This window comes from Duganella lactea, assembly GCF_009857505.1.
GTDB classification, from domain to species: domain Bacteria; phylum Pseudomonadota; class Gammaproteobacteria; order Burkholderiales; family Burkholderiaceae_D; genus Rugamonas; species Rugamonas lactea.
The window spans coordinates 124,096-148,038 of the sequence record NZ_WWCP01000011.1; the positions used below are offsets into that span (position 1 = coordinate 124,096).

The 23,943-nt window shown below is 57.7% G+C and carries 19 protein-coding genes; 6 read left to right on the forward strand and 13 right to left on the reverse strand.

Features of this window, described 5'->3' with window-relative positions:
- Positions 1–11: 11 nt before the first annotated feature.
- Both GTP44_RS11715 and GTP44_RS11720 read right to left on the reverse strand, forming a co-directional pair.
- On the reverse strand, positions 12–1,433 hold the full coding sequence (locus GTP44_RS11715; protein ID WP_161019565.1) for a M20/M25/M40 family metallo-hydrolase: 1,422 nt from the start codon (positions 1,431–1,433) through the stop codon (positions 12–14).
- Positions 1,430–3,268 (reverse strand): ABCB family ABC transporter ATP-binding protein/permease, encoded by a 1,839-nt coding sequence (locus GTP44_RS11720; protein ID WP_161019585.1) that lies wholly within the window; start codon positions 3,266–3,268, stop codon positions 1,430–1,432. The genes GTP44_RS11715 and GTP44_RS11720 overlap by 4 nt, the downstream gene beginning before the upstream one ends.
- A gap of 61 nt (positions 3,269–3,329) precedes the next feature.
- Between GTP44_RS11720 and GTP44_RS11725 the strand changes: the two genes are divergently transcribed.
- Together GTP44_RS11725 and GTP44_RS11730 are read left to right on the forward strand one after the other, a co-directional pair.
- A complete protein-coding gene (locus tag GTP44_RS11725; protein ID WP_161019566.1) occupies positions 3,330–3,779 on the forward strand; it encodes an acyl-CoA thioesterase in 450 nt (149 codons plus the stop codon).
- 17 nt (positions 3,780–3,796) lie between these two features.
- Positions 3,797–5,416: an alkaline phosphatase D family protein gene (locus GTP44_RS11730; RefSeq protein ID WP_161019567.1), complete on the forward strand. Its 1,620-nt coding sequence runs from the start codon at positions 3,797–3,799 to the stop codon at positions 5,414–5,416.
- Positions 5,417–5,456: 40 nt separating this feature from the next.
- Here the strand turns inward: GTP44_RS11730 and GTP44_RS11735 are convergent, their stop codons facing one another.
- The 4 genes from GTP44_RS11735 to GTP44_RS11750 all read right to left on the reverse strand — a co-directional run bounded on the left by GTP44_RS11735 (position 5,457) and on the right by GTP44_RS11750 (position 12,203).
- The gene (locus tag GTP44_RS11735; RefSeq protein ID WP_161019568.1) at positions 5,457–7,127 is read right to left on the reverse strand and encodes a long-chain fatty acid--CoA ligase; all 1,671 of its coding nucleotides are present in this window, start codon (positions 7,125–7,127) and stop codon (positions 5,457–5,459) included.
- Between the two features lie 2 nt (positions 7,128–7,129).
- Positions 7,130–8,821, reverse strand: a complete 1,692-nt coding sequence (locus tag GTP44_RS11740; RefSeq protein WP_161019569.1) for a long-chain-fatty-acid--CoA ligase — start codon at positions 8,819–8,821, stop codon at positions 7,130–7,132.
- A gap of 166 nt (positions 8,822–8,987) precedes the next feature.
- Positions 8,988–10,094: an aminopeptidase gene (locus tag GTP44_RS11745; protein ID WP_229256879.1), complete on the reverse strand. Its 1,107-nt coding sequence runs from the start codon at positions 10,092–10,094 to the stop codon at positions 8,988–8,990.
- A gap of 30 nt (positions 10,095–10,124) precedes the next feature.
- The gene (locus GTP44_RS11750; protein WP_161019571.1) at positions 10,125–12,203 is read right to left on the reverse strand and encodes a molybdopterin-containing oxidoreductase family protein; all 2,079 of its coding nucleotides are present in this window, start codon (positions 12,201–12,203) and stop codon (positions 10,125–10,127) included.
- Between the two features lie 139 nt (positions 12,204–12,342).
- Here GTP44_RS11750 and GTP44_RS11755 point away from each other — a divergent pair, with 139 nt between their 5' ends.
- Positions 12,343–13,536, forward strand: a complete 1,194-nt coding sequence (locus GTP44_RS11755; RefSeq protein WP_161019572.1) for a M20 aminoacylase family protein — start codon at positions 12,343–12,345, stop codon at positions 13,534–13,536.
- On the opposite strand, the gene GTP44_RS11760 is transcribed toward GTP44_RS11755, so the two are convergent.
- Positions 13,528–14,376, reverse strand: coding sequence for an NAD(P)-dependent oxidoreductase (locus GTP44_RS11760; protein ID WP_229256881.1), 849 nt, complete (start codon positions 14,374–14,376; stop codon positions 13,528–13,530). The two genes, GTP44_RS11755 and GTP44_RS11760, sit on opposite strands and share 9 nt — an antisense overlap.
- A 143-nt stretch (positions 14,377–14,519) precedes the next feature.
- Here GTP44_RS11760 and GTP44_RS11765 point away from each other — a divergent pair, with 143 nt between their 5' ends.
- Positions 14,520–15,065 carry an acyloxyacyl hydrolase gene (locus GTP44_RS11765; RefSeq protein ID WP_160988998.1) on the forward strand — a complete coding sequence of 182 codons (546 nt, stop codon included), beginning with the start codon at positions 14,520–14,522 and terminating at the stop codon, positions 15,063–15,065.
- A 616-nt stretch (positions 15,066–15,681) separates the two neighbouring features.
- Here GTP44_RS11765 and GTP44_RS11770 read toward each other — a convergent pair.
- The 3 genes from GTP44_RS11770 to GTP44_RS11780 all read right to left on the reverse strand — a co-directional run bounded on the left by GTP44_RS11770 (position 15,682) and on the right by GTP44_RS11780 (position 19,427).
- A complete protein-coding gene (locus GTP44_RS11770; protein ID WP_161019574.1) occupies positions 15,682–16,815 on the reverse strand; it encodes an IS1595 family transposase in 1,134 nt (377 codons plus the stop codon).
- A gap of 1,095 nt (positions 16,816–17,910) precedes the next feature.
- Positions 17,911–18,210: a cyclic-phosphate processing receiver domain-containing protein gene (locus GTP44_RS11775; protein WP_161019575.1), complete on the reverse strand. Its 300-nt coding sequence runs from the start codon at positions 18,208–18,210 to the stop codon at positions 17,911–17,913.
- 887 nt (positions 18,211–19,097) lie between these two features.
- Entirely contained in the window at positions 19,098–19,427 is a 330-nt protein-coding gene (locus GTP44_RS11780; protein WP_161019576.1) for a hypothetical protein, read from the reverse strand.
- Positions 19,428–19,550: 123 nt separating this feature from the next.
- On the opposite strand from GTP44_RS11780, the gene GTP44_RS11785 reads away from it, so the two are divergent.
- Both GTP44_RS11785 and GTP44_RS11790 read left to right on the forward strand, forming a co-directional pair.
- Complete coding sequence (locus tag GTP44_RS11785) at positions 19,551–19,802, forward strand: helix-turn-helix domain-containing protein (RefSeq protein ID WP_161019577.1); 252 nt, start codon at positions 19,551–19,553, stop codon at positions 19,800–19,802.
- Positions 19,803–20,029: 227 nt separating this feature from the next.
- Positions 20,030–20,707, forward strand: coding sequence for a hypothetical protein (locus GTP44_RS11790; protein WP_161019578.1), 678 nt, complete (start codon positions 20,030–20,032; stop codon positions 20,705–20,707).
- Between the two features lie 293 nt (positions 20,708–21,000).
- On the opposite strand, the gene GTP44_RS11795 is transcribed toward GTP44_RS11790, so the two are convergent.
- From GTP44_RS11795 to GTP44_RS11805, 3 genes are all read right to left on the reverse strand, one after another.
- Positions 21,001–21,483: a 3'-5' exonuclease family protein gene (locus tag GTP44_RS11795; RefSeq protein ID WP_161019579.1), complete on the reverse strand. Its 483-nt coding sequence runs from the start codon at positions 21,481–21,483 to the stop codon at positions 21,001–21,003.
- A 226-nt stretch (positions 21,484–21,709) separates the two neighbouring features.
- Complete coding sequence (locus GTP44_RS11800; protein ID WP_161019580.1) at positions 21,710–22,198, reverse strand: 3'-5' exoribonuclease; 489 nt, start codon at positions 22,196–22,198, stop codon at positions 21,710–21,712.
- 156 nt (positions 22,199–22,354) lie between these two features.
- The gene (locus GTP44_RS11805) at positions 22,355–23,536 is read right to left on the reverse strand and encodes an AlbA family DNA-binding domain-containing protein (protein WP_161019581.1); all 1,182 of its coding nucleotides are present in this window, start codon (positions 23,534–23,536) and stop codon (positions 22,355–22,357) included.
- Positions 23,537–23,943 lie beyond the last annotated feature (407 nt).

The window sequence follows — 23,943 nt, forward strand, 5'->3', positions numbered from 1 at the left end:
CGCGCACTGGTTTAAATCTGCTCGGCGTAGATTTTCACCAGTTCGTGCAGGAAGGTGCGCCCTTCCATCAACGACTGCACGCCGATGTACTCATTGAGGCCGTGGATATTGCCCAGGTCCGGCGTCAGGAAGATACCGCTGATGCCATAGGTCGGAATGCCGGCCGCGTTGAGGAACTGGCCATCGGTGGCGCCGGACTGCAGGATCGGCATCACCGGCACGCCGGGCCACATCTTCTGCGTCAGCTTCTCCACCGGCGCCATGATGGCGCGCGTCAGCGGTGGCGGCGCCGAGTTCTCGCCACGGATCTCCAGCGTCTCCACCTTCACCGCCGGGTCGTTGACCGCCTTGACCAGCGCCTCGCGCACCGTCTCCTGCGTCACGCCGGGGAAGATGCGGCAGTTGATGTTGGCGCGGGCGCGCTGCGGCAGGGCGTTGGTGGCATGGCCGGCGTCCAGCATGGTCGCCACACAGGTGGTGTGCAGCATCGCCGCCCAGCTCGGGCTGGCGTCGGACACCAGCTTGACGGCCTTGCCATCGGCGGGATTCTTCGCCACCGCCAGCATGGCGTCGGCGACCTCCTTGTGGCCGGCGGCCAGCTGGATCTTCGACATCGCGTTCAGATAACCCTTGCTGCCATCGGTCAGCTGGATCGGGAACTCATAGCCCTGGATTTTCTCCAGCGCACCGGCCAGATGGTAGATCGCGTTGTCCTTCATCGGACGCGAACTGTGGCCGCCGCGATTGGTCACTTCCAGCCGGTAGTTCTGCGCCACCTTCTCGCCCGCCTGCACCGTCATCGACACGCGCCGGCCGGCCTCATTCAACTCGCCGCCGGCGCCCTCGTTCAGCGCATAGGCGGCATCGATCAATTCACGGCGGTTCTTGGTCAGCCACTCGGCGCCGTTGAAGGCGCCGGCGGTCTCCTCGCCGCACGTCAGCGCCATCTTCAGCGTATGGCGCGGCTGGTAGCCTTCCTGCTTGAAGCGCACCAGCGAATCGGCCCAGATGGCCGCTTGGGCCTTGTCGTCCAGCGCGCCGCGCGCGTAGAACTTGCCGTCTTCCTCGATCAGCGTGAACGGATCGCGCACCCAGTCTTCACGCTTGGCTTCCACCACGTCGATGTGCGCCAGCAGAAGGATGGCTTTCGCCTTCGGATCGCGGCCCGGCAGGACGGCCACCAGACCGCCCTCTTTCGGATGCGCCGGATCGGCAAACAGGTGCAGGTCCGCCTCTGGGAAGCCCGCCGTCTTCAGGCGCGCGGCGATGCGTTCAGCGGCCAGCGTGCAGCTGCCGGCGGACAGCGTGGTATTGGTTTCGACCAGCTCCTTGTACAGGGCACGGAATTGCGGCTCCGTCGGATCGGCGGCATACGCACTTTGCACGCACGCCAGCATGGCGGTGACAGCACCCAGCACAAAACGAGACTTCATTGGTCAGCTCCTTCGGTTAGCACATCCTCTTCATCCGCCCTGGCTTGCTGGCGTTCCCACATTTGAGCATACAGTCCGTTCGCTGCCAATAGCGATTGATGCGTACCCCGTTCGACAATACGGCCGTGATCGAGCACGATGATCTGCTGCGCGTCGGCCACGGTCGACAGGCGGTGCGCGATCACCATGGTGGTGCGGGTGCGCGAGATTTCCTTCAGCTGCGCCTGGATCGCCTGCTCGGCTTTGGAGTCCAGCGCGGACGTGGCCTCGTCGAAGATCAGGATGGCGGGATTCTTCAGCAGCGTGCGGGCGATCGCCACGCGCTGCTTCTCGCCGCCGGAAAGCTTCAGACCACGCTCGCCGACCATGGTTTTGTAGCCATCCGGCAGACTGTCGATGAAATCATGGATCGACGCGGCGCGCGCGGCGGCCACGATCTCGTCATGCGTAGCGCCCGTCTTGCCGTAGGCGATGTTGTATTCGATGGTGTCGTTGAACAGCACCGTATCCTGCGGCACGATGCCGATCGCATGACGCACTGAATCCTGCGTCAGCGCGCGCAGATCCTGGCCGTCGATGGTGATGCCGCCGCTGTTCACCTCATAGAAGCGGAACAGCAGACGTGACAAGGTGGATTTGCCGGAGCCGCTGTGCCCCACCACCGCCGTCGTGGTGCCCGGCGCGATGGTGAAGTCCACATCAAACAGAATCTGGCGCTTCGGATCGTAGCTGAAGTCCACATGATTGAAGCGCACCTCGGCGCCGTGCGTGACCAGTGGCCGCGCATCTTTGGCGTCGGCGATCTCGCGGTTCTGGTCCAGCAGCGAGAACAGCTTCTCCATGTCGGCCAGGCTTTGCTTGATTTCGCGGTAGATCACGCCGAGGAAGTTCAGCGGAATGTACAGCTGGATCATGAAGGCGTTGACCAGCACCAGATCGCCCAGCGTCATCTTGCCGTCAATGACGCCGACGGTGGCACGCCACAAAATCAGCGTCACCGCAATCGCGATGATCATCGACTGCCCGGTGTTCAGCAGCGACAGCGAAGTTTGCGACTTGACCGCAGCGCTCTCGTAGCTCTGCAAGCCCTCGTCGTAGCGCCGGGCCTCGTACTCTTCGTTTCCGAAGTATTTGACCGTCTCATAGTTGATAAGCGAATCGATCGCCTTGGTATTGGCCTTCGAATCCATCTCATTCATGCTGCGGCGGAAGTGCGTGCGCCAGTTGGTGATGATGATGGTGAAGCAGATGTACGACACCAGCGCCACTAGCGTAATCACCGAGAACCAGATATCGTAGTGCGTCACCAGGTAGCCCAGCACCAGCGTGATCTCCACCAGCGTCGGCAGGATGTTAAACAGCGTGTAGGAAATCAGCGAACCGACGGCGCGCGTGCCGCGCTCAATATCGCGCGTCATGCCGCCGGTTTGGCGATTAAGATGGAAGCGCAGCGACAGCGCATGCAGATGACGGAACACCTGCAGCGCGATGGTGCGCACGGCGCGCTGCGTCACCCGCGCGAACAGGAACTCGCGCAGCTCGGTGAACACGGTGGTCGACACGCGCAGCATGCCATACGCCACCAGCGCGCCGAGCGGCAGCACCAGCAAGGCTTGCGGATGGGAAGGCGTGATGGTCAGCGCATCGATCAGCTTCTTCATCACCACCGGCACGCCGACGTTGGCCAGCTTGGCGCCGACCAGGCAGCCCAGCGCCAGCGCCACGCGCCATTTGTAGACCCACAAATAAGGCAGCAGGGTTCTCAGGGTGGAAAAATCGCTGCGGGATGAGGCAGTGCTGGCGGGAGCTGGCGGGGAATCGGCGTAACGGCGCATGGTGGATAATAACGTTTTATGGTTCAATCCTACTCATTGTAGCCCCTGAAGAGATTTTAAGATGACCACGCCCGAAACCACCGCCCCAAACGCCGTCACCACCATCAATCGCGGCCTGCCCGCCGGGAAGATGCCGGAACTGCGCATGATGCCGGCGCCGTCCGACGCCAACGTCTACGGCGACGTGTTTGGCGGCTGGATCATGGCCCAGGTGGACATCGCCGGCTCGCTGCCGGCGACGCGCCGCGCCAATGGCCGCGTGGCCACCATCGCGGTCAATTCGTTCGTGTTCAAGAACCCGGTGTTCGTCGGCGACCTGCTGTCGTTCTATGCTGATATTGTCAAGGTTGGCAATACGTCCATCACCGTGCAGGTCGAAGTGTACGCGGAACGCAACCGCCTGCAGGCGGACACCGTCAAGGTGACCGAAGCCACACTGACCTACGTCGCCACCGACTCCGACCGCAAGCCGCGCAAGGTGCCGCCGATTGAAACGCTGATGCATCGCTGAAGCCCGGCGGCCGCCGCATGGATGAACAACGCCGCATCTTCCTCGCCACCACCGGCCGCCTGTCGGCGCTCAGCGCGGCGGTGCTGACCAGCGCCAGCGCCAGTACCGCCGCGCTGGCGCAGAACCGCGTCGCCGCGCGCGAGAGCGGCAACACCTATCCGTTCAGTCTTGGCGTCGCCTCAGGCTCACCGTTGCCGGACGCCGTCATCCTCTGGACCCGCATTCTGTACGATCCGCTCAACGCCGCCGCCATGCCGGCGCTGGCCCTGAGCGTGCGCTGGGAAATGGCGGAGGACGAAAACTTCCGCCGCGTCGTCGCCAAAGGCTCGGCCAGCGCCGCGCCCGAGCTGGCGCACAGCGTCCACGTCGACGTCACCGGTTTGCGGCCGGACCGCTGGTACTGGTACCGCTTCATGCTGGGCGATGCCGTCAGCCCCGTGGGCCGCACCCGCACCGCGCCCGCCGCCGGCAGCATGCCGAAGCAGCTCAAGCTGGCCGTAGCCTCCTGCCAGCACTGGGAATTCGGCACCTACGCCGCGCACCGCCACATCACCGCCGCCGCGCCGGATCTGGTGGCCTTCCTCGGCGACTACATCTACGAATGGGGCCCCTACCAGTTGCGGCACCCGACATCGGCGGTACGCGTCGCCGAAAGCTTCACGCTGGCCGACTACCGCGCGCGCTACGCCCAATACAAAACGGACCGCGACCTGCAAGCCGCGCACCAGGCCGCGCCATGGATCGTCACCTGGGACGATCACGAAGTCGCCAACGACTACGCCAACGACCGTGACGAACGTCTCGACCCGCGTTTCATCGAACGCCGCGCCGCCGCGTATCAAGCCTTCTACGAACACATGCCGCTGCGCGCCCGGCCGGCCAACTTCACCCACATGCGCATCTACCAGCGCTACGACTGGGGCAAGCTGGCGCGCTTCCACGTGCTGGACGACCGCCAGTACCGCGCCCATCTCGCGTGCGAACCCAAAGGGCGCGGCGGCTCCAACTCCGTGCCGCTGCGCGCCTGCCCGGCGCTCAAGGACAAGCGCCGCACCATGCTGGGAAAAGAACAGGAACAATGGCTGGCCCAAGGACTGAGCGCATCGCCGGCGCGCTGGAACATCCTGGCCCAGCAAACGCTGATGGCACAGAACAGCCAGCTACCGATCTTGAAAGAAGGCGATGGCCGCTTCTGGACAGACGGCTGGGATGGCTACCCCGCCGCGCGCCAGCACCTGATGGACACGCTGCACACCAGCCGCGCCAGCAACCCGCTGGTACTGTCGGGTGACGTGCACAGCTTCTTCGCCAGCGAGCTGACACGCAACCCCACGCGCCCGCGCAGCGCCGGCAATCCAGTCATCGCCACCGAGCTGTGCGGCACATCGATCACCTCGCCATCGCGCCCGCAGACGCGCACCGAGCAATACGTGCGCATGAATCCCGCGATCAAATACGGCCGTAGCGACAAGCGCGGCTACATGCTGCTGACCATCACGCCGACCGACACCACAGCGTACTTCATGGCGCTGAGTGACGTCCACAACAACGCCAGCCCCATCACCCGCGCCGCGACCTTCATAATAAACGGTGTCAGGTCTGACAATCGCACACGGGCTCAACTGCTACGCAGTTGAGCCCGTGTGCGATTGTCAGACCTGACACCGGGTTTTAGTTTCAGGCCGCAGGCTTTTCGTCGCGCAGTTGGCGGCGCAGGATTTTGCCGACGTTGGTCTTCGGCAGCTCGTCGCGGAATTCGATGTACTTCGGCTTTTTGTAGGCCGTCAGCTCGTGCTTGCAGTAGTCGAGGATCTGCTCAGCCGTCAGATTCGGGTCCTTGCGCACCACGAACAGCTTCACCGCTTCGCCCGAGTTCTTGTCCGGCACGCCGATGCAAGCCACTTCCAGCACGCCCGGATGCGACGCCACCACTTCCTCCACTTCGTTCGGGTAGACGTTGAAGCCGGAGACGATGATCATGTCTTTCTTGCGGTCGACAATCTTGGTGTAGCCCTCGCTGTTCATCACGCCGATATCGCCGGTCTTGAAGAAGCCGTCGGCGGTCATCGATTTGGCGGTCTCCTCCGGACGGTTCCAGTAGCCGGCCATCACCTGCGGGCCGCGAATGGCGATTTCGCCGGTCGCGCCCAGCGGCAGTTCCTTGCCGTCGTCGTCCAGGATCGCCACGTCCGTCGATGGAATCGGCAGGCCGATGGTGCCGGTGAATTCCTTGATGTCGACCCGGTTGGCCGTCGCCACCGGCGAGGTCTCCGACAAGCCGTAGCCTTCGATGATCGGCGTGCCGGTCACCTTCAGCCAGCGCTCGGCCACGCCCTTCTGCACCGCCATGCCGCCGCCGTTGCACAGCTTGTAGGACGAGAAGTCCAGCTTGGCAAATTCGGGATTGTTCAGCAGCGCGTTATACAACGTGTTGACCGCAGGCAGCACCGTGACCTTGTACTTGGCCAGCTCCTTGACGAAGCCGGGGATGTCGCGCGGATTCGGAATCAGCAAGCTCAGGCCGCCGGTGCGGATGCTCATGAAGCCGCTGATCGTCAGCGAGTAGATGTGGTACAACGGCAGCGCGCTGACAAACACCAGTTGCTCGCCGCCGCCCTTCATCTGCAGCCACGCTTCGTTCTGCAGCACGTTGGCGATGATGTTCCGGTGCAGCAGGATCGCACCCTTCGACACGCCGGTGGTGCCGCCGGTGTATTGCAGGAAGGCGATGTCGTCGTGCCCCTGCTTGACCGGCTGCAGCGTCTTGCCGGTGCCCTCGGCCAGCACCTGCTTGAACGACAGCGAACCGGGCAGCGAGAACGCCGGCACCATCTTCTTCACATTGCGCACCACGAAGTTGACGATGAAGCCTTTCAGCCCGCCCAGCATGTCGCCCATGGTGGCCACCACCACATGCTTGACCGCCGTCTGCGCCACCACCTGCTGCACCGTGGTGGCGAAGTTCTCCAGCACGAAGATGGCTTCGGCGCCCGAGTCGGTCAGCTGGTGCTGCAGCTCGCGCGGCGTGTACAGCGGGTTGACGTTGACCACCGTATAGCCGGCGCGCAGGATGCCGGCCATGATCACCGGATACTGCAGCACGTTCGGCAGCATGATGGCCACACGCGCGCCCGGTTGCAGGCCCTTGCTCTGCAGCCAGGCGCCGATTTTCTGCGACAGTTGATCCAGCTCGCCGTAGGTCAGGAATTTATCCATGCACACGAAAGCGTTGCGGTCCGCGTACTTGCGGAAGGATTCCTCCATCAGATGCGTGACCGAACGGAACTGGGTACTGTCTATGGTCGCAGGCACGCCTTCGGGGTACGACTTGAGCCAAATCTTTTCCATCTTTATGCAGCCTTTTTCTTCTCGCCGGTGGGTTCGTCGCGCAGCACGCGCCGCAGAATCTTCCCGACATTGGTTTTGGGTAGTTCCTCGCGGAACTCAATGTATTTCGGCTTTTTATAGCCGGTCAATTGTTCCTTGCAGTAGGCCATCAGGGCCTCCTGCGTCAGCGCCGGGTCCTTGCGGACCACGAACACTTTGACGGCCTCGCCCGAATGCTCGTCCGGCACGCCGATCACCGCGCACTCCAGCACGCCCGGATGGGCGGCAATCACGCCCTCCAGTTCGTTCGGATAGACGTTGAAGCCGGACACCAGGATCATGTCCTTTTTGCGGTCGACGATCTTGACGAAGCCACCCGGGTCCATCACGCCGATGTCGCCCGATTTGAAGAAACCATCGGCGGTCATCACCTTGGCCGTTTCGTCCGGGCGGTTCCAGTAGCCGCTCATCACCTGCGGCCCGCGGATGGCGATCTCGCCCGGCAGGCCCAGCGCCACCTCGTTACCGTCATCGTCCAGGATGGCGATGTCGGTTCCCGGCACCGGCAGGCCGATGGTGCCGGTGAAGGCGGTGTTGTCGGCGCGGTTACAGGTGGCCACCGGCGAGGTCTCCGACAAGCCGTAGCCCTCGATGATGGAGACCCCGGTCACCTTCAACCAGCGGTCATTGACCGCCTGCTGCACCGCCATGCCGCCGCCATTGCAGATCTTCAGCGCCGAGAAGTCCAGCTTGCCGAACTCCGGATGGTTCAGCAGCGCGTTGTACAGCGTGTTCACCGCCGGAATCATATTGAAGCGGTACTTCGCCAGCTCCTTGACGAAGCCGCCGATGTCGCGCGGATTCGGCACCAGGATGTTCAGCGCGCCCATGCGCATGCCCCACATCGCGCACGCGGTCAGCGCGAAGATATGGTACAGCGGCAGCGCGCAGACGATCTGCATCTGCTCGTGCGAACCGTGCAGCGCCGGCATCGACCATGCCTCCGTCTGCAGCACATTGGCGACGATGTTCTGGTGCGTCAGCGTCGCCCCCTTCGCCACGCCGGTGGTGCCGCCGGTGTACTGCAGGAAGGCCGGATCGGTGTACGTCCGCTCGACCGGCGTCAGCTTCATGGCGCCGCCCTGCGACAGCGCGTCCTTGAACCGCACCGCGTTCGGCAGCGAAAACGCCGGCACCAGCTTCTTCACGCTGCGCACCACGAAATTCACCAGCATGCCCTTCAGGCCGCCGAGCATCTCGCCCATGCTGCCAACCACGATGTGCTTGATCTGGGTCCGGACCAGCACCTGCTCCAGCGTGGTGGCGAAGTTCTCCAGAATGAGGATGGCCTCGGCGCCCGAGTCGTTCAGCTGATGCTCCAGCTCGCGCGGCGTGTACAAGGGGTTGACGTTGACCACCGTGTAGCCGGCGCGCAGGATCGCCGCGATCGCGATCGGATACTGCAGCACGTTGGGCATCATGATGGCCACCCGCGTGCCCGGCTTCATGCCACGGCTTTGCAGCCAGGCGCCCAGCTGCTTCGAGTACGCGTCAAGTTCGGCATAGGTAAGGAATTTGTCCATGCAAACATACGCGTTGCGGCTGGCGTACTTGTGGAAAGACTCTTCCAACAACTGCACCAGCGATCGGTACTGACTCGTGTCCACCGACGTCTGCATGCCAGGGGGATACGACTGCAACCAGATTTTCTCCATCCTGTGCCTCTTGTCTCGAATAATTATCGTTGTAAGGCCGGCGCGCGGAGCCGGTCAGGGAAGCTTGCTGATGATGCGATGCTATCGGGCGGCGAGCCCGTCCGCAAGCGCATTTAACCATAATTAGAACGGAGGTTCTAACGGCTTTTCATGCGGCAACGCAACATCACGGCGCGCCTCCAGCCGTTGGTTGCGCTCCCTTGCCGTCGTCCGCGTTGAGCATCGGCGGGCGGCCCAAGAGGTCGAACTGCTGTCGGCGTTGAGCGGTATCCAACGTGGCTATCTTTTGCACCGCAGCATAAAAACGCACGAACGTTCGCTCTTGCTTTAACAATACGCGGAAGGCCGGCAGATAATCATGGTAGGTGGCCACCGCCGACAGCTGGGCATTGGTCAGCGGTTCGGCGAACCAGCGGTCGTAACCGGCGTAGCCGCCCCAGCTTTCCTTGAGCCTGGCATAGTCGGACTTCAGGTGGTGGAAGATGCGCGCCTTCTCGGCGCGCTTGTGGCGGGTGCTGGTCTTGCCGGCGTACAGGTCGGCCAGCATCTTGCGGTGCTTGACCAGCAGCGCCAGGAAGTCCTGGCGGCGCGCGTTGTAGCGCGCATAGGCCTCGCGCATCGGATCGGTGCCATACAGTTCCAGCCAGCGCGCCACACCGGCTTCCTCCACCGCCGTGGCAAAGCCTTCGTTGAACTGCGAATCGCCCGGCACATACACCACCTGGTGCGCCAGTTCGTGGAACACCATGCGCGCCAGTTCGGCGTCGGAATAATTGATGAAGGTCGACAGCAGCGGATCGCTGAACCAGCCCAGCGTGGAATACGCCGGCACGCCGCCCACCTGCACGTCGTTGCCTTCCTTGCGCAGTTCCTCGGCGTAGGCCATGGCGTCTTCCTTGCTGTAGTAGCCACGGTAGCTGACGCAGCCCGCGATCGGGAAGCACCACTGGATGGGCCGCAGCGACAGTTCCGGCGTCGCCACCACGTTCCACAGCACGAAGGGCCGCGACAGCGCGGCGTAGTTCTTGTAGCTGGCGTTATCGGGCAGCCCCAGTTCCTTGACCGCGAACTTGCGGATCAAGCGGGCTTTTTCGAGGCGCGCGCGCAGCTGGGGATCGGTGGCGGGATCGCCCAGCCAGTCATCGATCGGACGGGCGTCCGACCACAGTGAATACTGGCCCTGCGCGGCCTGCATGTAGTACTTGAATTGCGCGCAACCGGCCAGCATCGCCGCCACGCACGCCGGCGCCAGCCAGTATCTGGCGCGGAGCATTTGGCGTGCAATATTGCGCATACATCACCTTCAAGCGGAGACCTTCTCGACTTGAACCAGTGTATCGTAAAACGTCGGCGCGCGGCCCATATCTGTCAACTGTTGGCTGGTAACCTCATTGGCGTTTTTACCATCCGTGGCGAGCTTTTTCCACCATACTGACAAGCCGACAACCAGACCGGCGCGCGCCTTGTCCGTCACGCGCGCCTTGGCCACAAAGGCGCCGCGGTCGTTGAAGATGCGGACCATGTCGCCGGCGGCGATGCCACGCGCCGCGCTGTCGTCCGGATGGATGTCCAGATGCGGCTCGCCCTCCGCCGCTCGCAGGCTCTTGACGTTGACGAAGGTGGAGTTGAGGAAGTTGCGCGCCGGCGGAGAAATCATCGCCAGCGGATAGCGCGCCGCCAGCGCCGGATTGCTGGCCACCGATTCATACGGCGGCACATACGCCGGCAAAGGATCGAGACCATCCTTTTCCATCTGCGCGGAATAGAACTCGCACTTGCCGGACGGCGTGAAGAAACCACCTTGCGCGAACGGCGCTGCCGGCATGTTCAATTTCTGCCAGCCCTTGCGCTTCAAGGCGTCCCAGTCCAAACCGACGGCGCGCACGTCCCGCGTGTTGAAGGCCTGCGCCGCCAGCTGGTCGTCCGACTCCTTGAAGCAGTCGTCGTCGAAGCCCATCTTCGCCGCCAGCAGGCGGAAGATTTCGGTGTTCGGCTTAGCCTCGCCCATCGGCGCGATGGCGGGGTTATTCGCCATCATGTACAGATGGCCGTAGGAGGTATGCGCGTCGATGTGCTCCAGCTGCGTGGTGGCCGGCAGCACGATGTCGGCGTAATCGGCGGTGTCGGTCTGGAACTGCTCCAGCACCACCGTGAACAGGTCTTCGCGCAGGAAGCCGCGCATCACCTTGTCCGACTCCGGCGCGATCGCCAGCGGGTTCGAGTTGTAGACGATGAGCGCCTGCACCGCCGGCCCGAAGTCCGGCGATGCTGGCCGCAGCAGGTCGTCGCCGATGGTGGTCATGTTGATGGTGCGCGGGATTTTCTTCAGCAGGTCGGTGCGCTGCAGCCACGGCTTGTTGGTCGGGAAGGAGCCGCTGGACGACAGCTGCATGCCGCCGGCCGCGTGGCGCCACGCGCCCACCAGCGCCGGCAGACAGGCGATATTGCGCACCGCCATGCCGCCGCCGCGCACCCGCTGCACGCCGTAGTTGGCGCGAATCGCCACCGGTTCGCCGGCCTTCGCCATGCCGCCGTAAAGGCGCGCCAGGTCGATCACTTCCTGCGCGGTGATGCCGCAGGTGGCGGCGGTGCGTTCCGGCGTCCACTCCTGGGCGCGCTGCCGCAATTGCGCGAAGCCCAGCGTGTAGTTGGCGATGTAGTCGTGGTCCAGCAAGTCCTCGTTGATCAGCACATGCATCAGGCCCAATGCCAGCGCCGAATCGGTGCCCGGCAGCGGCGCGATGTGCTGGTGGCACTTCTCCGCCGTCAGCGAACGGTATGGATCGATGGCGATCAGCTTCGCGCCATTGCGCTTGGCTTCCTGCGCGCGCGTCCAGAAGTGCAGATTGGAGGCGATCGGATTGCCGCCCCAGATGATCAGCAGCTTGGCGTTCTGGAACTGCTCCATGTCGGTGCCGACCGAGGCGCCCACCGTGTACTTGTAGCCGGTGAAGCCGGCCGTGGCACAGATGGTGCGGTCCAGCAGCGAGGCGCCGAGTTTGTTGAAGAAACGCGACGACATCGACTCGCCCTGAATCAGGCCCATGGTGCCGCAGTAGCTGTACGGCAGGATCGCCTCCGGCGCCCGCGCGGCGATGGCGGTCAGCTTGCCGGCGATGGTGTCCAGCGCCTCCTCCCAACTAATGCGCTCAAACTTGCCCTCGCCCTTCCTGCCGACGCGCTTGAGCGGATACAGCAAGCGGTCTTCATGGTAGGTGCGTTCGGTGTAGCGCGCGACCTTGGTGCACAGCACGCCGGCCGTGGTCGGGTGGTCGGGATCGCCCTTGACCGCAGTGGCGACGCCGTCTTCCACCGTCACCAGCAAGGCGCAGGTGTCGGGGCAGTCGAGCGGACAGGCTGCGCGGACTTGTGTGGTTGTCATGTCGGAAATCCAAAGTAGCGAATGCGGAATGCCGTATCGTAAACCATTGCGCCCGCTCTGGCTTAACTCAGCGGACAAGGGCTACAATGGCTGTTCTCGATGCTTAAAAAGCAAGCGAACAGAATATTGGAGAAGCAGCATGAAACTGGTAGATCCCATCATTGCATTTCAATCCGAGATTCAAGCGATACGGCGCGACCTGCACGCCCACCCGGAACTCTGCTACGAAGAAAAACGCACCGCCGACGTGGTGGCCGCCAAGCTGACCGAATGGGGCATCCCGGTGCTGCGCGGCCTGGGCGTGACCGGCGTGGTCGGCATCATCCGCAACGGCACCTCGTCACGCGCCATCGGCCTGCGCGCCGACATGGACGCGCTGCCCATGCAGGAAGTGAACACCTTCGCGCACGCCTCGCGCCATCCCGGCAAGATGCACGCCTGCGGCCACGACGGCCACACCGCCATGCTGCTCGGCGCGGCCAGGCACCTGGCCAGCCAGCGCAACTTCGACGGCACCGTCTACCTGATCTTCCAGCCGGCCGAGGAAGGCGGCGGCGGCGCCCGCCGCATGATCGAGGACGGCCTGTTCGAGCAATGCCCGATGGACGCCGTCTACGGCATGCACAACTGGCCCGGCATCCCGTCCGGCCACATGAGCGTGACGCCCGGCCCGCAAATGGCCTCCAGTAACGAGTTCTACCTGACGGTGAAGGGCAAGGGCGGTCATGCCGCGCAGCCGCACAAGTGCATCGATCCGGTGATCATCGGCATGCAGATCGCGCAAGCCTGGCAGACCATCGTCAGCCGCCGCACCAATCCGATCGACACCGCCGTGCTGTCGCTGACGCAGTTCCATGCCGGCACCGCCACCAACGTCATCCCGGACGAGGCCAAGCTGGCCGGCACGGTGCGCACGCTGTCGGGCAAGGTGCTCGACGCGATCGAGCGGCAGATGGAGGAAGTGGCCGTCAACACCGCCGCCGCCTTCGGCGCGCAGGCGGAATTCAAGTTCCGCCGCAACTACCCGCCGCTGGTCAACCACCCCGAGGCGACTCGCTTCGCGGTCGAGGTCATGAAGAGCGTGGTCGGCGCCGACAAGGTGGACGACCAGACCGAGCCGTCGATGGCGGCGGAGGACTTCGCCTACTTCCTGCAGGCCAAGCCCGGCTGCTACATCTTCATCGGCAACGGCGAGGGCGACCACCGCGATGGCGGCCACGGCCTCGGTCCCTGCGTGCTGCACAACGGTAGCTACGACTTCAACGACAACCTGCTGCCGGTCGGTGCCAGCTTCTGGGTCAAGCTGGTGGAAACCAGCCTGCCGTTAGCTTAATTGATCGGGCGCGGCGCCGACGCGCTGGCCCGGGTTCAACTGCTCCAGGCCGATCAGCGCGGCCGCGTGATCGGCTTGCGGCATCGTCTGCGCCAGCGTTATGTAGCGCGCCGTCACCAGCGCCGTCAGCGGCAGCACAATGCCCGCCGCTTCCGCCGCCGCCAGGATATTGCGCTGATCCTTCAGCTGCGTGCTCACCTTGCCGCCGGCGACAAAATTGCGGTCCAGCATGCGCTGGCCGTGCACCTCCAGAATCTTCGACTCGGCAAAGCCGCCGCGAATGGCCGCGCGCATCGCCGCTGGATCGGCGCCGGCCGCCTGCGCCAGCAACAAGGCCTCCGCAACAATATTGATCGTGGCGCCGACAATCAGCTGATTGCACAGCTTGGCCACCTGGCCGCTGCCCGCCGGCCCCACCAACGTCGCGCGTCCCAGCGCCGCCAGCACCGGCTCGGCTTCGGCAAAGTCCGCCGCGCTGCAGCCCGCCATGATCGCCAGCGTGCCGGCCGCCGCGCCGCCCACACCACCGGACACCGGCGCGTCGATGAAACGCCGGCCCTGCGCGGTCAGCTGCGCATGGAAGGCCTGCGCCTCGGCCTGCTGCGTCGAACTCATGTCGATCCACAGCGCATCGGCTTGCAGCGCCGGCAAGGCCGCCGCCAACACCTGTTGCACTGTCGGGCCCGCCTCCAGCATGGAGATGACGATCCTCGCGCCGCTGACGGCCTGCGCCAGATCCGCCACCGGCCGCGCGCCAGCTTCCGCCAGGGCCTGCGCCTTCGCATGCGTGCGATTCCAGACCGTCACCGGATGGCCGTGCGCCAGTAAACGGCGCACCATCGGCTCCCCCATCAAGCCGATCCCTAAAAAACTGATATGCATGGACAATTGCGCTCCTGAAGATTTTCCGGAACCCCGGTACAATCCCTGATTAGCCGTATAACAATCTGAGATACAGCACTCCAAAACATTTTAAGGATACTATGTTCAAGCAAAAAATGATGGCGCTGGCCGCTGCCCTGGTCGTTGCGCAAGGCGCATACGCCGATGACAAACTGGTCGACTCCGTGTCAGTCGATGTCGGTGCCGGCGAGCACGTGCAGATGGTGCGCTTCAACGCCGCCAAAGACTGGGACAACAAATGGTTCCAGTCCAACGGCACCCATCTGGGCGGCTACTGGGAACTGAGCACCGGCGTCTGGCGTGAAAACCGCTACCAGAACCAGATCGGCGCCGAGCAGAAACTGTGGGACATCGGTTTCACGCCGGTCTTCCGCTTCCAGAACGACAATAAAAAAGGCATGTACTACGAAGGCGGCATCGGCGTGCACATGTTTTCCAAGCTGTACAACAACAGCGACAACCGCCTGTCGACCCACTTCCAGTTTGGCGACCACATCGCTACCGGCTACGTATTCGACAACAACTGGGAAGTGGCGCTGAAGCTGCAGCACTTCTCGAACGGCGGCTACAAAAAGCCGAACTCGGGCGTGAACTTCCTCGAGCTGAAAGCGGCGTACCACTTCTAAGCGCCATGATGTAGCTGGCTCCCCTCCCGTAAGCGGTTTCTGTTTTATATCATGTGCTGCCGCCCACAGCATATGGGAGGCTCAATCGTATATCAGAGAGGGGAGTATGACTCGAATTCCAGTATCACTTAACTGGTTGGTTCGTCGTAGAGCGCGCGTCAAAGGACTTCTTGATGCAAGCGAACATGAGTTACTACGTTTAACCAAAGTACAAAGTCGGCTAGAAGGATTGAGATTAGATTTGAATGCGCTGGATCGCATTCTTCTCATACATGACATCCCTATTGAAGGACACACGATTCCCTCGGTTCGGCCACTATCAGATTTGAGGATCGGATTGAAGCAGTGGTTTTCCCATGGAGAGGTCGGGCGTTCACTTCTGAAAAAGCTAGCGGACTGCGGACATAGAGGTATGACTACAAAACAATTGGCCCAGGAGCTCCTACTGATCGTCCATGTAAGATACCCGAATCAAATTTTGGGCACTGCGGAGGCAGAGCGAGTTCGAAGGTTGACACACAAGCGCCTAAAGGGGTTGTGTACACGTGGAAAGGTGGAGCGTGTTATTCCAATTGAACAAATTAAGGTCAGTGGCGGTGGCGAGCAGATTTGGCGTCTAGCTGGTAGCTACGACACCCACTACACCGAATTTTCCATCGATCGGCTTACTGAGTGACAGCCAGCGCAGCTCTTTTCCTCGCTTGTCTTTTCGCTGGTAGTACCCTCGGAATTTTGATAAACCCGCGCTTAAAACTCGGTGAACTAGTCCACCGATCCGCTCGAGATTAGTTAAGTGGCGAGTATCTTCTCGCCACACAAACTCATCAGCGATTGATTGCAGATACTGAGGTCTTAGGCTATGGAAGACTCCGTATTCAGCGCGGCGAAGCCTGCTGTTGAAAGATTCGCACTGGTTGTCATTGACACCGTCGCTCGAGCAGAACTCAAGTGAATGTTGAACGGATTGATGATCATAGCCGTATGAGACGAGACTATTGTACGCGGGGCATTCGTCTGTCATTATGATTGAACCGGGCTCCACATAGGAGCGAATGATTGCTGTGGCATCAATCTCGTTTTCAGATTCAGTTATAAATGCGTAGCCTTGATGGGAGGCCTGATTTTTTCCTCCGCCTATTTGCCGGAGAGAAATCATGACGCGTCTATTTTGGCGCTTTTTGATGTTCAGAAATTCTTGCTTGGTAAGTTTTTTCTTCGCTAGCTTACCATTCTTGATCTTTTCCTGAATGTGATCTACATCCTTCTTTTTTCGTTTATTGCCTTTATGTGGTTTCCCACATAGGTACATTCCATCTGCTTCAATGGTGCCACTTAATTTGAAGGTCGGTCGAGTCGCTGACAGCGCCTCGCGCAACTTTCCTCGAAAAATCCATGCCGTCTTTTGAGTTATACCCAAATGTTTCATTAGCTCATCGGCGGAAATAGAGTGTGCTGAGTTGGCAAATAAAACAAAGCCTTTCAAAATCGTCCTAAGTGGAATGCGGTGGCCAGCGAAGATAGTTCCACTGGTGACGGAAAATTCGGCTTCACAGCTTCTGCAGCGCCATACGTTACGGCGAGTCCTCCACTTGTGATCAGTAACCAAACCACATGATGGACAGGTCTGCGCTCCTTTTGTCCCCCAGCGCCATAGAGCCAGCACATCGACAATCTCCCTATCAGAGAGACGATCAACGTGACCTAGCGAGTAGTCCCGCGCTGCGGAGCTACGCTGCCAGTGCTGTGCCATGGCTTCGCTTAGAAGATGTAGTTAGACCTGCCGAGACCGTATCCTGTGATGTAGTTCAGGTGCTGCGAGTTTGATTTCGTTCATGCTCTTCTCCTTTTTTGGGCAATACGACGCCCTTGCCGCCGGTGAGTGGTGTGGCAAATTGGATGCAAAACGCCCTCCCGTGAAGGGATAGCATTGACAGGGGAGGTGGGAAGGAAGATACTTGGACGTGAAGACATCAAACTTCATCAATCCCAAACGGCCTGCGAGTCCTACCTCGCAGGCCGTTGCTGTTTCTACCCTCCTAATATCTTTTTAGTGCATAAAAAATCTCCTTGGCCGCGACTCCAAATGGTCTGCGGCCTTTGTTTTTGCAAATGAAAATGCTGCGCCGATTTTGCGCAAGTATCACTAACCTAATCTCTAGCGTCATCCTGTGCAAGCAACGGGCCTAGTTAAGTGGTGTCAAAAAAGATGTGATTGCAGTTTTTTGATTATTACGCCTGTTTTTTTGTCAAAAACATCGCTTTTATCTTGAATATAAGAGTGAATAGCCGTGAATTTTTCACATGTCTTTTCGTCTTAAAAAAACCGCCAATTCGGTGTTATTTTGAAAATGAATTGGCAAAAAATAAGACTTAGCCGTAGGATATGATCCTCATTTTTTTTTGAGCTCAACGACAACGAAATGTTGTTTTTATGGGACAGTTTTCTAGAGATATATCTCAATGGATCTGAGTATGAGCAAAAGAATTTTCTCGACCTCATCACCTCGCCACTTGATTAGGCTAAGGAATCGAACGTGAGCATATTGTGGTGCTCCATTTGGTAAAACGCGGCTCACACTGATGAACACGTGATTGGACGATATTTCGTACCGAAGGGAACTCTGGCCCGGCGTGTGGAGCGTAGTGGTGTATGCCTGCAAGAAATGCATGTGGCTTAGAAGACGATATTTCAGTTATCTCGATGCTCCCAGCTTTCACCGGTCCTGTGCACAAACCACTCAACCTGACCACCAAGGTAGTGATCGCTGGCAGGACTACGACAGTTAGTGACGCCTTTGGCCGATTTTATGATCGCTCAGACAAGAATTGCGACCGGACGTGTTAATCACTTAAGCCGAAGTTTGATTGACGCTATCGACTGGATTCCAGCCAACATTTTTTCACGTGCAGAGCTGTTTGCAGAATGAACGGAGATAATTGGTGGCGCAAACCCTTTGGTTGCAACTGCCTCCTCGATCCAAAGGACGACATCGTAGCCAGTACCACGCGCGTCATCACCGAGGTCATGATCAAGGCTTACATGCGTAACTTCCCCTGTTTCCAGCAAAGCGATCACTTCATCAGGCCAGTAGGCGCGCACCCAACCGTCAGGGGTTTGACGTTCGTCGTCAAGATAAACTCTCATGATTATTTCTATACGGTATGCAGTGCTTCGTGAGTTGGCGGCACCGCGATAATATGGTGCCGCCAACATGGCCAAGTTAACCAGCTTCAATAAACCGAATGTGAGATGTCGCTGGCCTCGCTAATCCAATAGGCTCCATCAATCAGACTACATGTATGTTCTCTGGGCACCACAGTGTACACGCACCCACATCAGGGATAGGCATACCCCACATAGATACCTTGATCAGTAATAGCGGTTTTGTCGAGCATAACGCCCCTTGCCATACCTGACATTGAGGCCTGAATTTTAATTGCATCGGCTAGTGTCGGCGGACAGGTGTCCATCATCCGGCCCGCGCCGCTGACATCAAAATAAGAGCAGCAGGCCGGGGCAGTGCCACATCGGATTTGGCGAAAGTTAAAGCTACTTTCTGATAGTCGGGAGAGCTTGGGCCGCCGCGCGCTGCGCCGCACAGGACGGCACCAGCAGGAATCGGGGAGTTGGGATTTGCAGCTAGGGCAATCGGTGGACTTTGTCGCCCAGCAGTGTCGGGTCCGCAAAGCGCTGTAAATGTTGCGGGGTCAAGATTGATGGTATGGAAATCTCGGTTTGTGGGTTTTTCGGTTGAAAATACTTCCCTGGCAGCAATTTTTTTGGATCTAGCCGCCGTGTACTTCAATTTTGGCGTACGCATGTTTAATGCATGGTACAAGCGACAGGAACCGCCGAAGGATCGCGTGCATGTTGGCGCGGTCGTTATGAGTACTGTTTGCTTCGTTTTCGGCAGCGTCTTCGTGCAGCCTCAGTTTGACAAAACGGAAGCTTGCACCGACGCAGGTTACTCGCTAGGCCAGTGTGTTTTTTCGCAAAATTAGTGAGCGTCCAGCACCGCCTGTAGGCGGTGCTTATTTGAACAGCCAGTGGAGGAAATCGCCCACGATACCATACCCAATGTAGCCAACAATTGAAAGAATGGCCAACACCAATACAAGTTTTCGGATGGCGTAGGCAATTGCGAACATGAAAAGACCTGCGATGATGTAGGTCAGCTTTGCCGTAGTTGTATGAACAATGAAAAAATTAAATTGCGCCATGAACGTCATGAGCATACCAACTCCGAAATAGGTCAACAGCCCCGGCAGCCCGACGTCAAATATCAAGAAATACAATTCCTGCCCTCTGGTGCTAACCTCCCGATCACTTAAATACGAATTTCCGATTTTGTGCCAAGCCATATCGTCCCTCCCCCTAAGTTCCTATGCAATAATGAGGATTATAGTCCACAAGTATGACCTATAGTGCATATTTGTGGACTATATCCTGTGGATTGACAGTCCCGATAGCATCATGCTCGGGTCATGGCACGGAACTATGATCAGATTCGCAAGCAGCTTGCGAGCAACATCCGAAGGCGGCGCGGCTTTAAGGACATGTCGCAGGAAGCGCTCGCCCTTGCTGCCGAAACGGACCGGAGTTATATCAGCCAAGTCGAGCGTTGCATTGGAAACCCATCGCTGCTAGTCCTCTCGAAAATCGCAGACGCACTGGACGTGGATATTCAAGAACTGTTTGCGGACAGAGCGACCATTGGTCCCGACACCGTGAAGTGACATCAGTTGATCGGCCGTGCGGGATGCGGTACTTGATTGCAACGACCCTATGACTTTTTTTAAGCCAAGATCCATAGTAAGGGCTCGATCTGATAGTTCAATCTCAATAACTTGGGCGTATATACCTTGAGAGGCACTTAACTTCTAAGAGGGGGAAGTTCATGCTCATCTCAGCTGCCATCCACATGATACCATTTGAGAATTTCAGCTACACAGAGAGGCTGTAAGTGGAACGATTTATTACGTTGGCTTGTTTGTTTATTGTTTTTGCGATTGGTTTTCTTAACCTTCTTTCTAAGCTGAAAAAAATCCGCAAAAAAGTAGATTTCGCCAATGAATTTATTGAAAACCTTTTTCAATACGTAGGAAGTCATGGACGAGATGGAGAAGCTTACACGTGGCTAATTCATCGCTCCAGTAAGATGCAAAGTCAAATGGGAAGTATGGGACGGTTGGCGTCGTTCAGTCCACCTTACTCTAGAGTTAGATACGAAAATTACGAAATAATCGTAAATCTACTGCCCTCACTACGACAATCTTTTGTAGATAGAATATCAGTCAGCGATACTCTATCAGACTCTTACGCCGCAACCATTCACGAGAGTATCTTAAGATATATTGGCATTCTTGATGATAATTCAGAAAGTATTTCTGAAAAAATACGAAATCCATTCATTTGGTTTACTACTGGTGTTTCCATACTATTTATCCTCCCAGTGCAAATTCTTAGTTGGTTTGGAATAATTGGGAAGTCTGTATTGATTTTCCTTACCTCAAGCTACATCTTTCGACTAATTGTGGGGATTTCTAGTTTAATTGGGTTTTTCAGTGCTATAGTGGGATTGGTAACAGGGTGGGATCAATTTATGGCGTTAATGAAGCCGATCGTTTCTAAAATAATTTGAATTTCATTCTGAAAGATGAAAAATTAAAAATAAAAGTTATATATTATTTGAGCGCGATCCAAATTCCATTTTCGGATTCAGCAGCACCAACCGGGCGAATACTGATACGATAAACGCGTTACTTAACTGGGAATCGCGGAGTGTGGGGAGAAGCTATTTGAGACTTGACGACGACACCGATGAGGCGTCACTTCGTGCCCAATTAGCATGGGATGCTGACGATCATCAAGCTGGTGATGACCTCAACAGTGCCTGCGCTAAATTTGGTGTTCAGCGTACCTCCGAACAGTAAACTACGTAGTTAGCCGTGTCGACCAGCGCAGGTAGCCCTCTCTTAATGCGCGGGCATCTGCTAACGCGTGATGCTCGGGCAATGCCTTTGTATAGGTAAGCACTTCGCCCAATTTGTATGCCGAAGTTCTAAATATCCTGTGATCGATCAACTGGTGCCCCGCAACATTAGGAGGTAACTCCTCATGAAAAGTAGCTTTCAAAAGTTGCCAGTCCACCTCATAGTCGTAGACGATAGTAGCTAGGCTGGGAAGTGCATCAAACCATTCTTGCAGGCGACCAATCAGCTCCTGAGAGGTGCACGCTGCCTCAGGCGAACGCCCCAATAGTGGCAGGATCTCTGCGACCACGAACTCTGAGCAGTCTTCTCGTTTATAGTCGGTGAGCTCGGCGTAAAAATCATTGCCCCCAACTGCTGCCAGCCCAATGCTAATTAAGCTCGGACGATTGTGATTAGTGAATTCCGTATCGATGAAGACCAGCATTAGAACAACCCTATAGGTCCACGGCCGTGCCAGTTGCCGCCTGCCCAAGCTGCCCAATCCCAAGCGAACGCACATTTACCCAGTGTCTCCTCAAGTGGGCAGGCACTTCCATGTAGATCCGCAGCAAACTGGTCACGCCAAGGCTGAGGGATACTGTCAAGTACAATGAGAAAAGGCCTACCATTCCTTGTGTGCACCGGCACAGTCGCGATCAATTCTGCCCTCGTCATGTCTGTGCTCCTTTTCTGCTGTCTTGCCATGCAAGCCATCCATGTCGATGGGCGCGCGCGTCGTGCAGCGCATGGTGCCACTGTCCGCTGAGCTCGTGGTACTTAACCACAGCGTGATGGAATATTGAAGAATCTATGTGCTCACGCAGATCGTATCTGCCCCAGAGATTGGCTGGGCGCTCACCATCCATCGCATCTAGCATCAATTCCCAATCCGTGAAGCTGTCGCATGCCACCGTTACGTTGCCAGGGAGTTTCGAAACCCACTGTGTTAGCCGCGTGGCCAGTTGCTGCCGGTCGAGGGCCGAACTCATACTTCCAAGTTGCGAAAGTACTGCGGTATGGACAAACGAATTACACCAATCTTTACGGAAGTCAGACCGCTCCTCGTAGAACTCGTACTGGCCATCCTCGCTCACCATGCCTATGGAGATAAGATCGCAGTCAATGGCATCCGTGTATTCGGTGTCCAGAAAGATCAACATTTGCCCCCCCCATGATCGAAGTGTCACATAGACGAATAGTAGCCACTTCCAGAGTGGTTCTGTGGCCAACTAATGGTGGTGCTTCCAAATAACATCATATCGCACGCTCCACATTACAATGCATAGCCTAAGTCTTCAAACAGTCGTTGCGGGTCTTTAAAGCAAATAATTGCCCGCTTCATCATAATGAGGGCAGTTGGTTCTACCAAAACCTTGCCAAAGTGTATTTAAGATCGCAGCAACTATCCTGTCCACATTTGCTTGTTCGACGCTTTCAATCCAGACAGGGTCTAACACATACTCAGATCGCCCGCTAGGTTCAGAAAGATTATGTATGTTCGTGTCGTTTCCGAGTTGGAGGTGGTAGCCACGCGCGTTGAGAAGCGCACAGTGTAGTACTGCGGCACCGGGCATTTCTAATATTCCTGCCACATTAATAAATTGCTCTACTTGCGCACGAAGATTCTGCGTAATTTCCTTGCTAAACAAAATAGCTACCCCGCTACTTCTCGACGGGCTTATCTGCCGAACTTGGCCCGCTAAGCTCACTGCCTCTATTAAGCCTCTGCGGTAAATAAATTTATATCCGTATGATTCCGCTACTCCATCATAAATAGCCAACCCGTCAAAGTTTATCTTCCTTGTGAGATTTGCGTCTCTTGGTAAGCGGAACTGTTCATAGCCCCCCTTATACAACGAGTGAATATCAATTCTCGCCCTTCCGGCCAAGGCTACAAGAGGCATAAAGTGCAAGACCATGTATGCCCCTGTTTGCATCTTTATTGGAGAGTCAAAAGAACCGATCTTGCCGTAACGCTCCCTAGAAAATTGCCTTGCGTGCTGTGTTAATATCTCCGATCGAGTAAATCCAACACGTATTTGGTCGAAAGTCATTTCAGTAGTTGTAGTGCCATTTCGCATTACAAATCTCCGATTGCTATTATTTCTAACACAGTGAGGGCCGTCATATGATGATTCGACGCATACTGCCATAACGTAACCGCCAGTCACGTCAATCGTTCGAATACGGACGCCAGGAACACGCGGCTCTATTCCTGAATCAAGTATTTGTATAATTCTTCGATGAGCGGGATCACGTGATTCAGAAATTGGTATTATCTGTGTCGCTTGACCGTCCACCTCGTCAATCCCGTAGATAATGTATCCACCGTCAGCATTGGCCATAGCGCATACATCTTTTGCAATTTCGATTTTATCCTGCTCCAACTTGCTTGGTAACTGCCGTTTAAAATCTAAAGTGGATGATTCTGAATAGCCTTCCTCGCATAGCTGCTTCAGAAACGCTTCATCAATTGCGTCAATTTCAATCTTTAGCATTTAGCCTCCAATTGGCAATATGGGTTCTCATCTCGTGACGCACTTTGCAGACATACATCGCTATTATCCATTCATTTCATCGCGTTTCGCGTAGAGCGCACGCTCTTGAGATTCTCGTGCTTGTCGGTTCCACTCCATTTTTCGATGAGCTTTCATTGCAGCCTCGTGCTTTTTCGCAGCGTTACGGACAATTGAATTTAAATCGTTAATACGGACTGGCTCGCCGTTCCATTTATCCTTGAAGATCCGGTCAAAGGCGGCACGCGCACTGTCCGACAGTTAAAGTGGACCCGTCAGTCAAGACACTCAGGCGGTTAATTTAAGCTGTGCCCGTTTCCACTTCCGCAGCTGCTCGGCGCTGCCCCGTACCGCTGATTTTTTCCCGCACCTGGTCTGCGTCGCCGAAT

Coding starts and splice junctions, on each gene's coding strand:
- GTP44_RS11715 (WP_161019565.1), bottom strand. CDS start 1,433: ATGAAGTCTCGTTTTGTGCTGGGTGCTGTCACCGCCATGCTGGCGTGC.
- GTP44_RS11720 (WP_161019585.1), bottom strand. CDS start 3,268: ATGCGCCGTTACGCCGATTCCCCGCCAGCTCCCGCCAGCACTGCCTCA.
- GTP44_RS11725 (WP_161019566.1), top strand. CDS start 3,330: ATGACCACGCCCGAAACCACCGCCCCAAACGCCGTCACCACCATCAAT.
- GTP44_RS11730 (WP_161019567.1), top strand. CDS start 3,797: ATGGATGAACAACGCCGCATCTTCCTCGCCACCACCGGCCGCCTGTCG.
- GTP44_RS11735 (WP_161019568.1), bottom strand. CDS start 7,127: ATGGAAAAGATTTGGCTCAAGTCGTACCCCGAAGGCGTGCCTGCGACC.
- GTP44_RS11740 (WP_161019569.1), bottom strand. CDS start 8,821: ATGGAGAAAATCTGGTTGCAGTCGTATCCCCCTGGCATGCAGACGTCG.
- GTP44_RS11745 (WP_229256879.1), bottom strand. CDS start 10,094: ATGCTCCGCGCCAGATACTGGCTGGCGCCGGCGTGCGTGGCGGCGATG.
- GTP44_RS11750 (WP_161019571.1), bottom strand. CDS start 12,203: ATGACAACCACACAAGTCCGCGCAGCCTGTCCGCTCGACTGCCCCGAC.
- GTP44_RS11755 (WP_161019572.1), top strand. CDS start 12,343: ATGAAACTGGTAGATCCCATCATTGCATTTCAATCCGAGATTCAAGCG.
- GTP44_RS11760 (WP_229256881.1), bottom strand. CDS start 14,376: ATGGTGCGCCGTTTACTGGCGCACGGCCATCCGGTGACGGTCTGGAAT.
- GTP44_RS11765 (WP_160988998.1), top strand. CDS start 14,520: ATGTTCAAGCAAAAAATGATGGCGCTGGCCGCTGCCCTGGTCGTTGCG.
- GTP44_RS11770 (WP_161019574.1), bottom strand. CDS start 16,815: ATGGCACAGCACTGGCAGCGTAGCTCCGCAGCGCGGGACTACTCGCTA.
- GTP44_RS11775 (WP_161019575.1), bottom strand. CDS start 18,210: ATGAGAGTTTATCTTGACGACGAACGTCAAACCCCTGACGGTTGGGTG.
- GTP44_RS11780 (WP_161019576.1), bottom strand. CDS start 19,427: ATGGCTTGGCACAAAATCGGAAATTCGTATTTAAGTGATCGGGAGGTT.
- GTP44_RS11785 (WP_161019577.1), top strand. CDS start 19,551: ATGGCACGGAACTATGATCAGATTCGCAAGCAGCTTGCGAGCAACATC.
- GTP44_RS11795 (WP_161019579.1), bottom strand. CDS start 21,483: ATGCTGGTCTTCATCGATACGGAATTCACTAATCACAATCGTCCGAGC.
- GTP44_RS11800 (WP_161019580.1), bottom strand. CDS start 22,198: ATGTTGATCTTTCTGGACACCGAATACACGGATGCCATTGACTGCGAT.
- GTP44_RS11805 (WP_161019581.1), bottom strand. CDS start 23,536: ATGCTAAAGATTGAAATTGACGCAATTGATGAAGCGTTTCTGAAGCAG.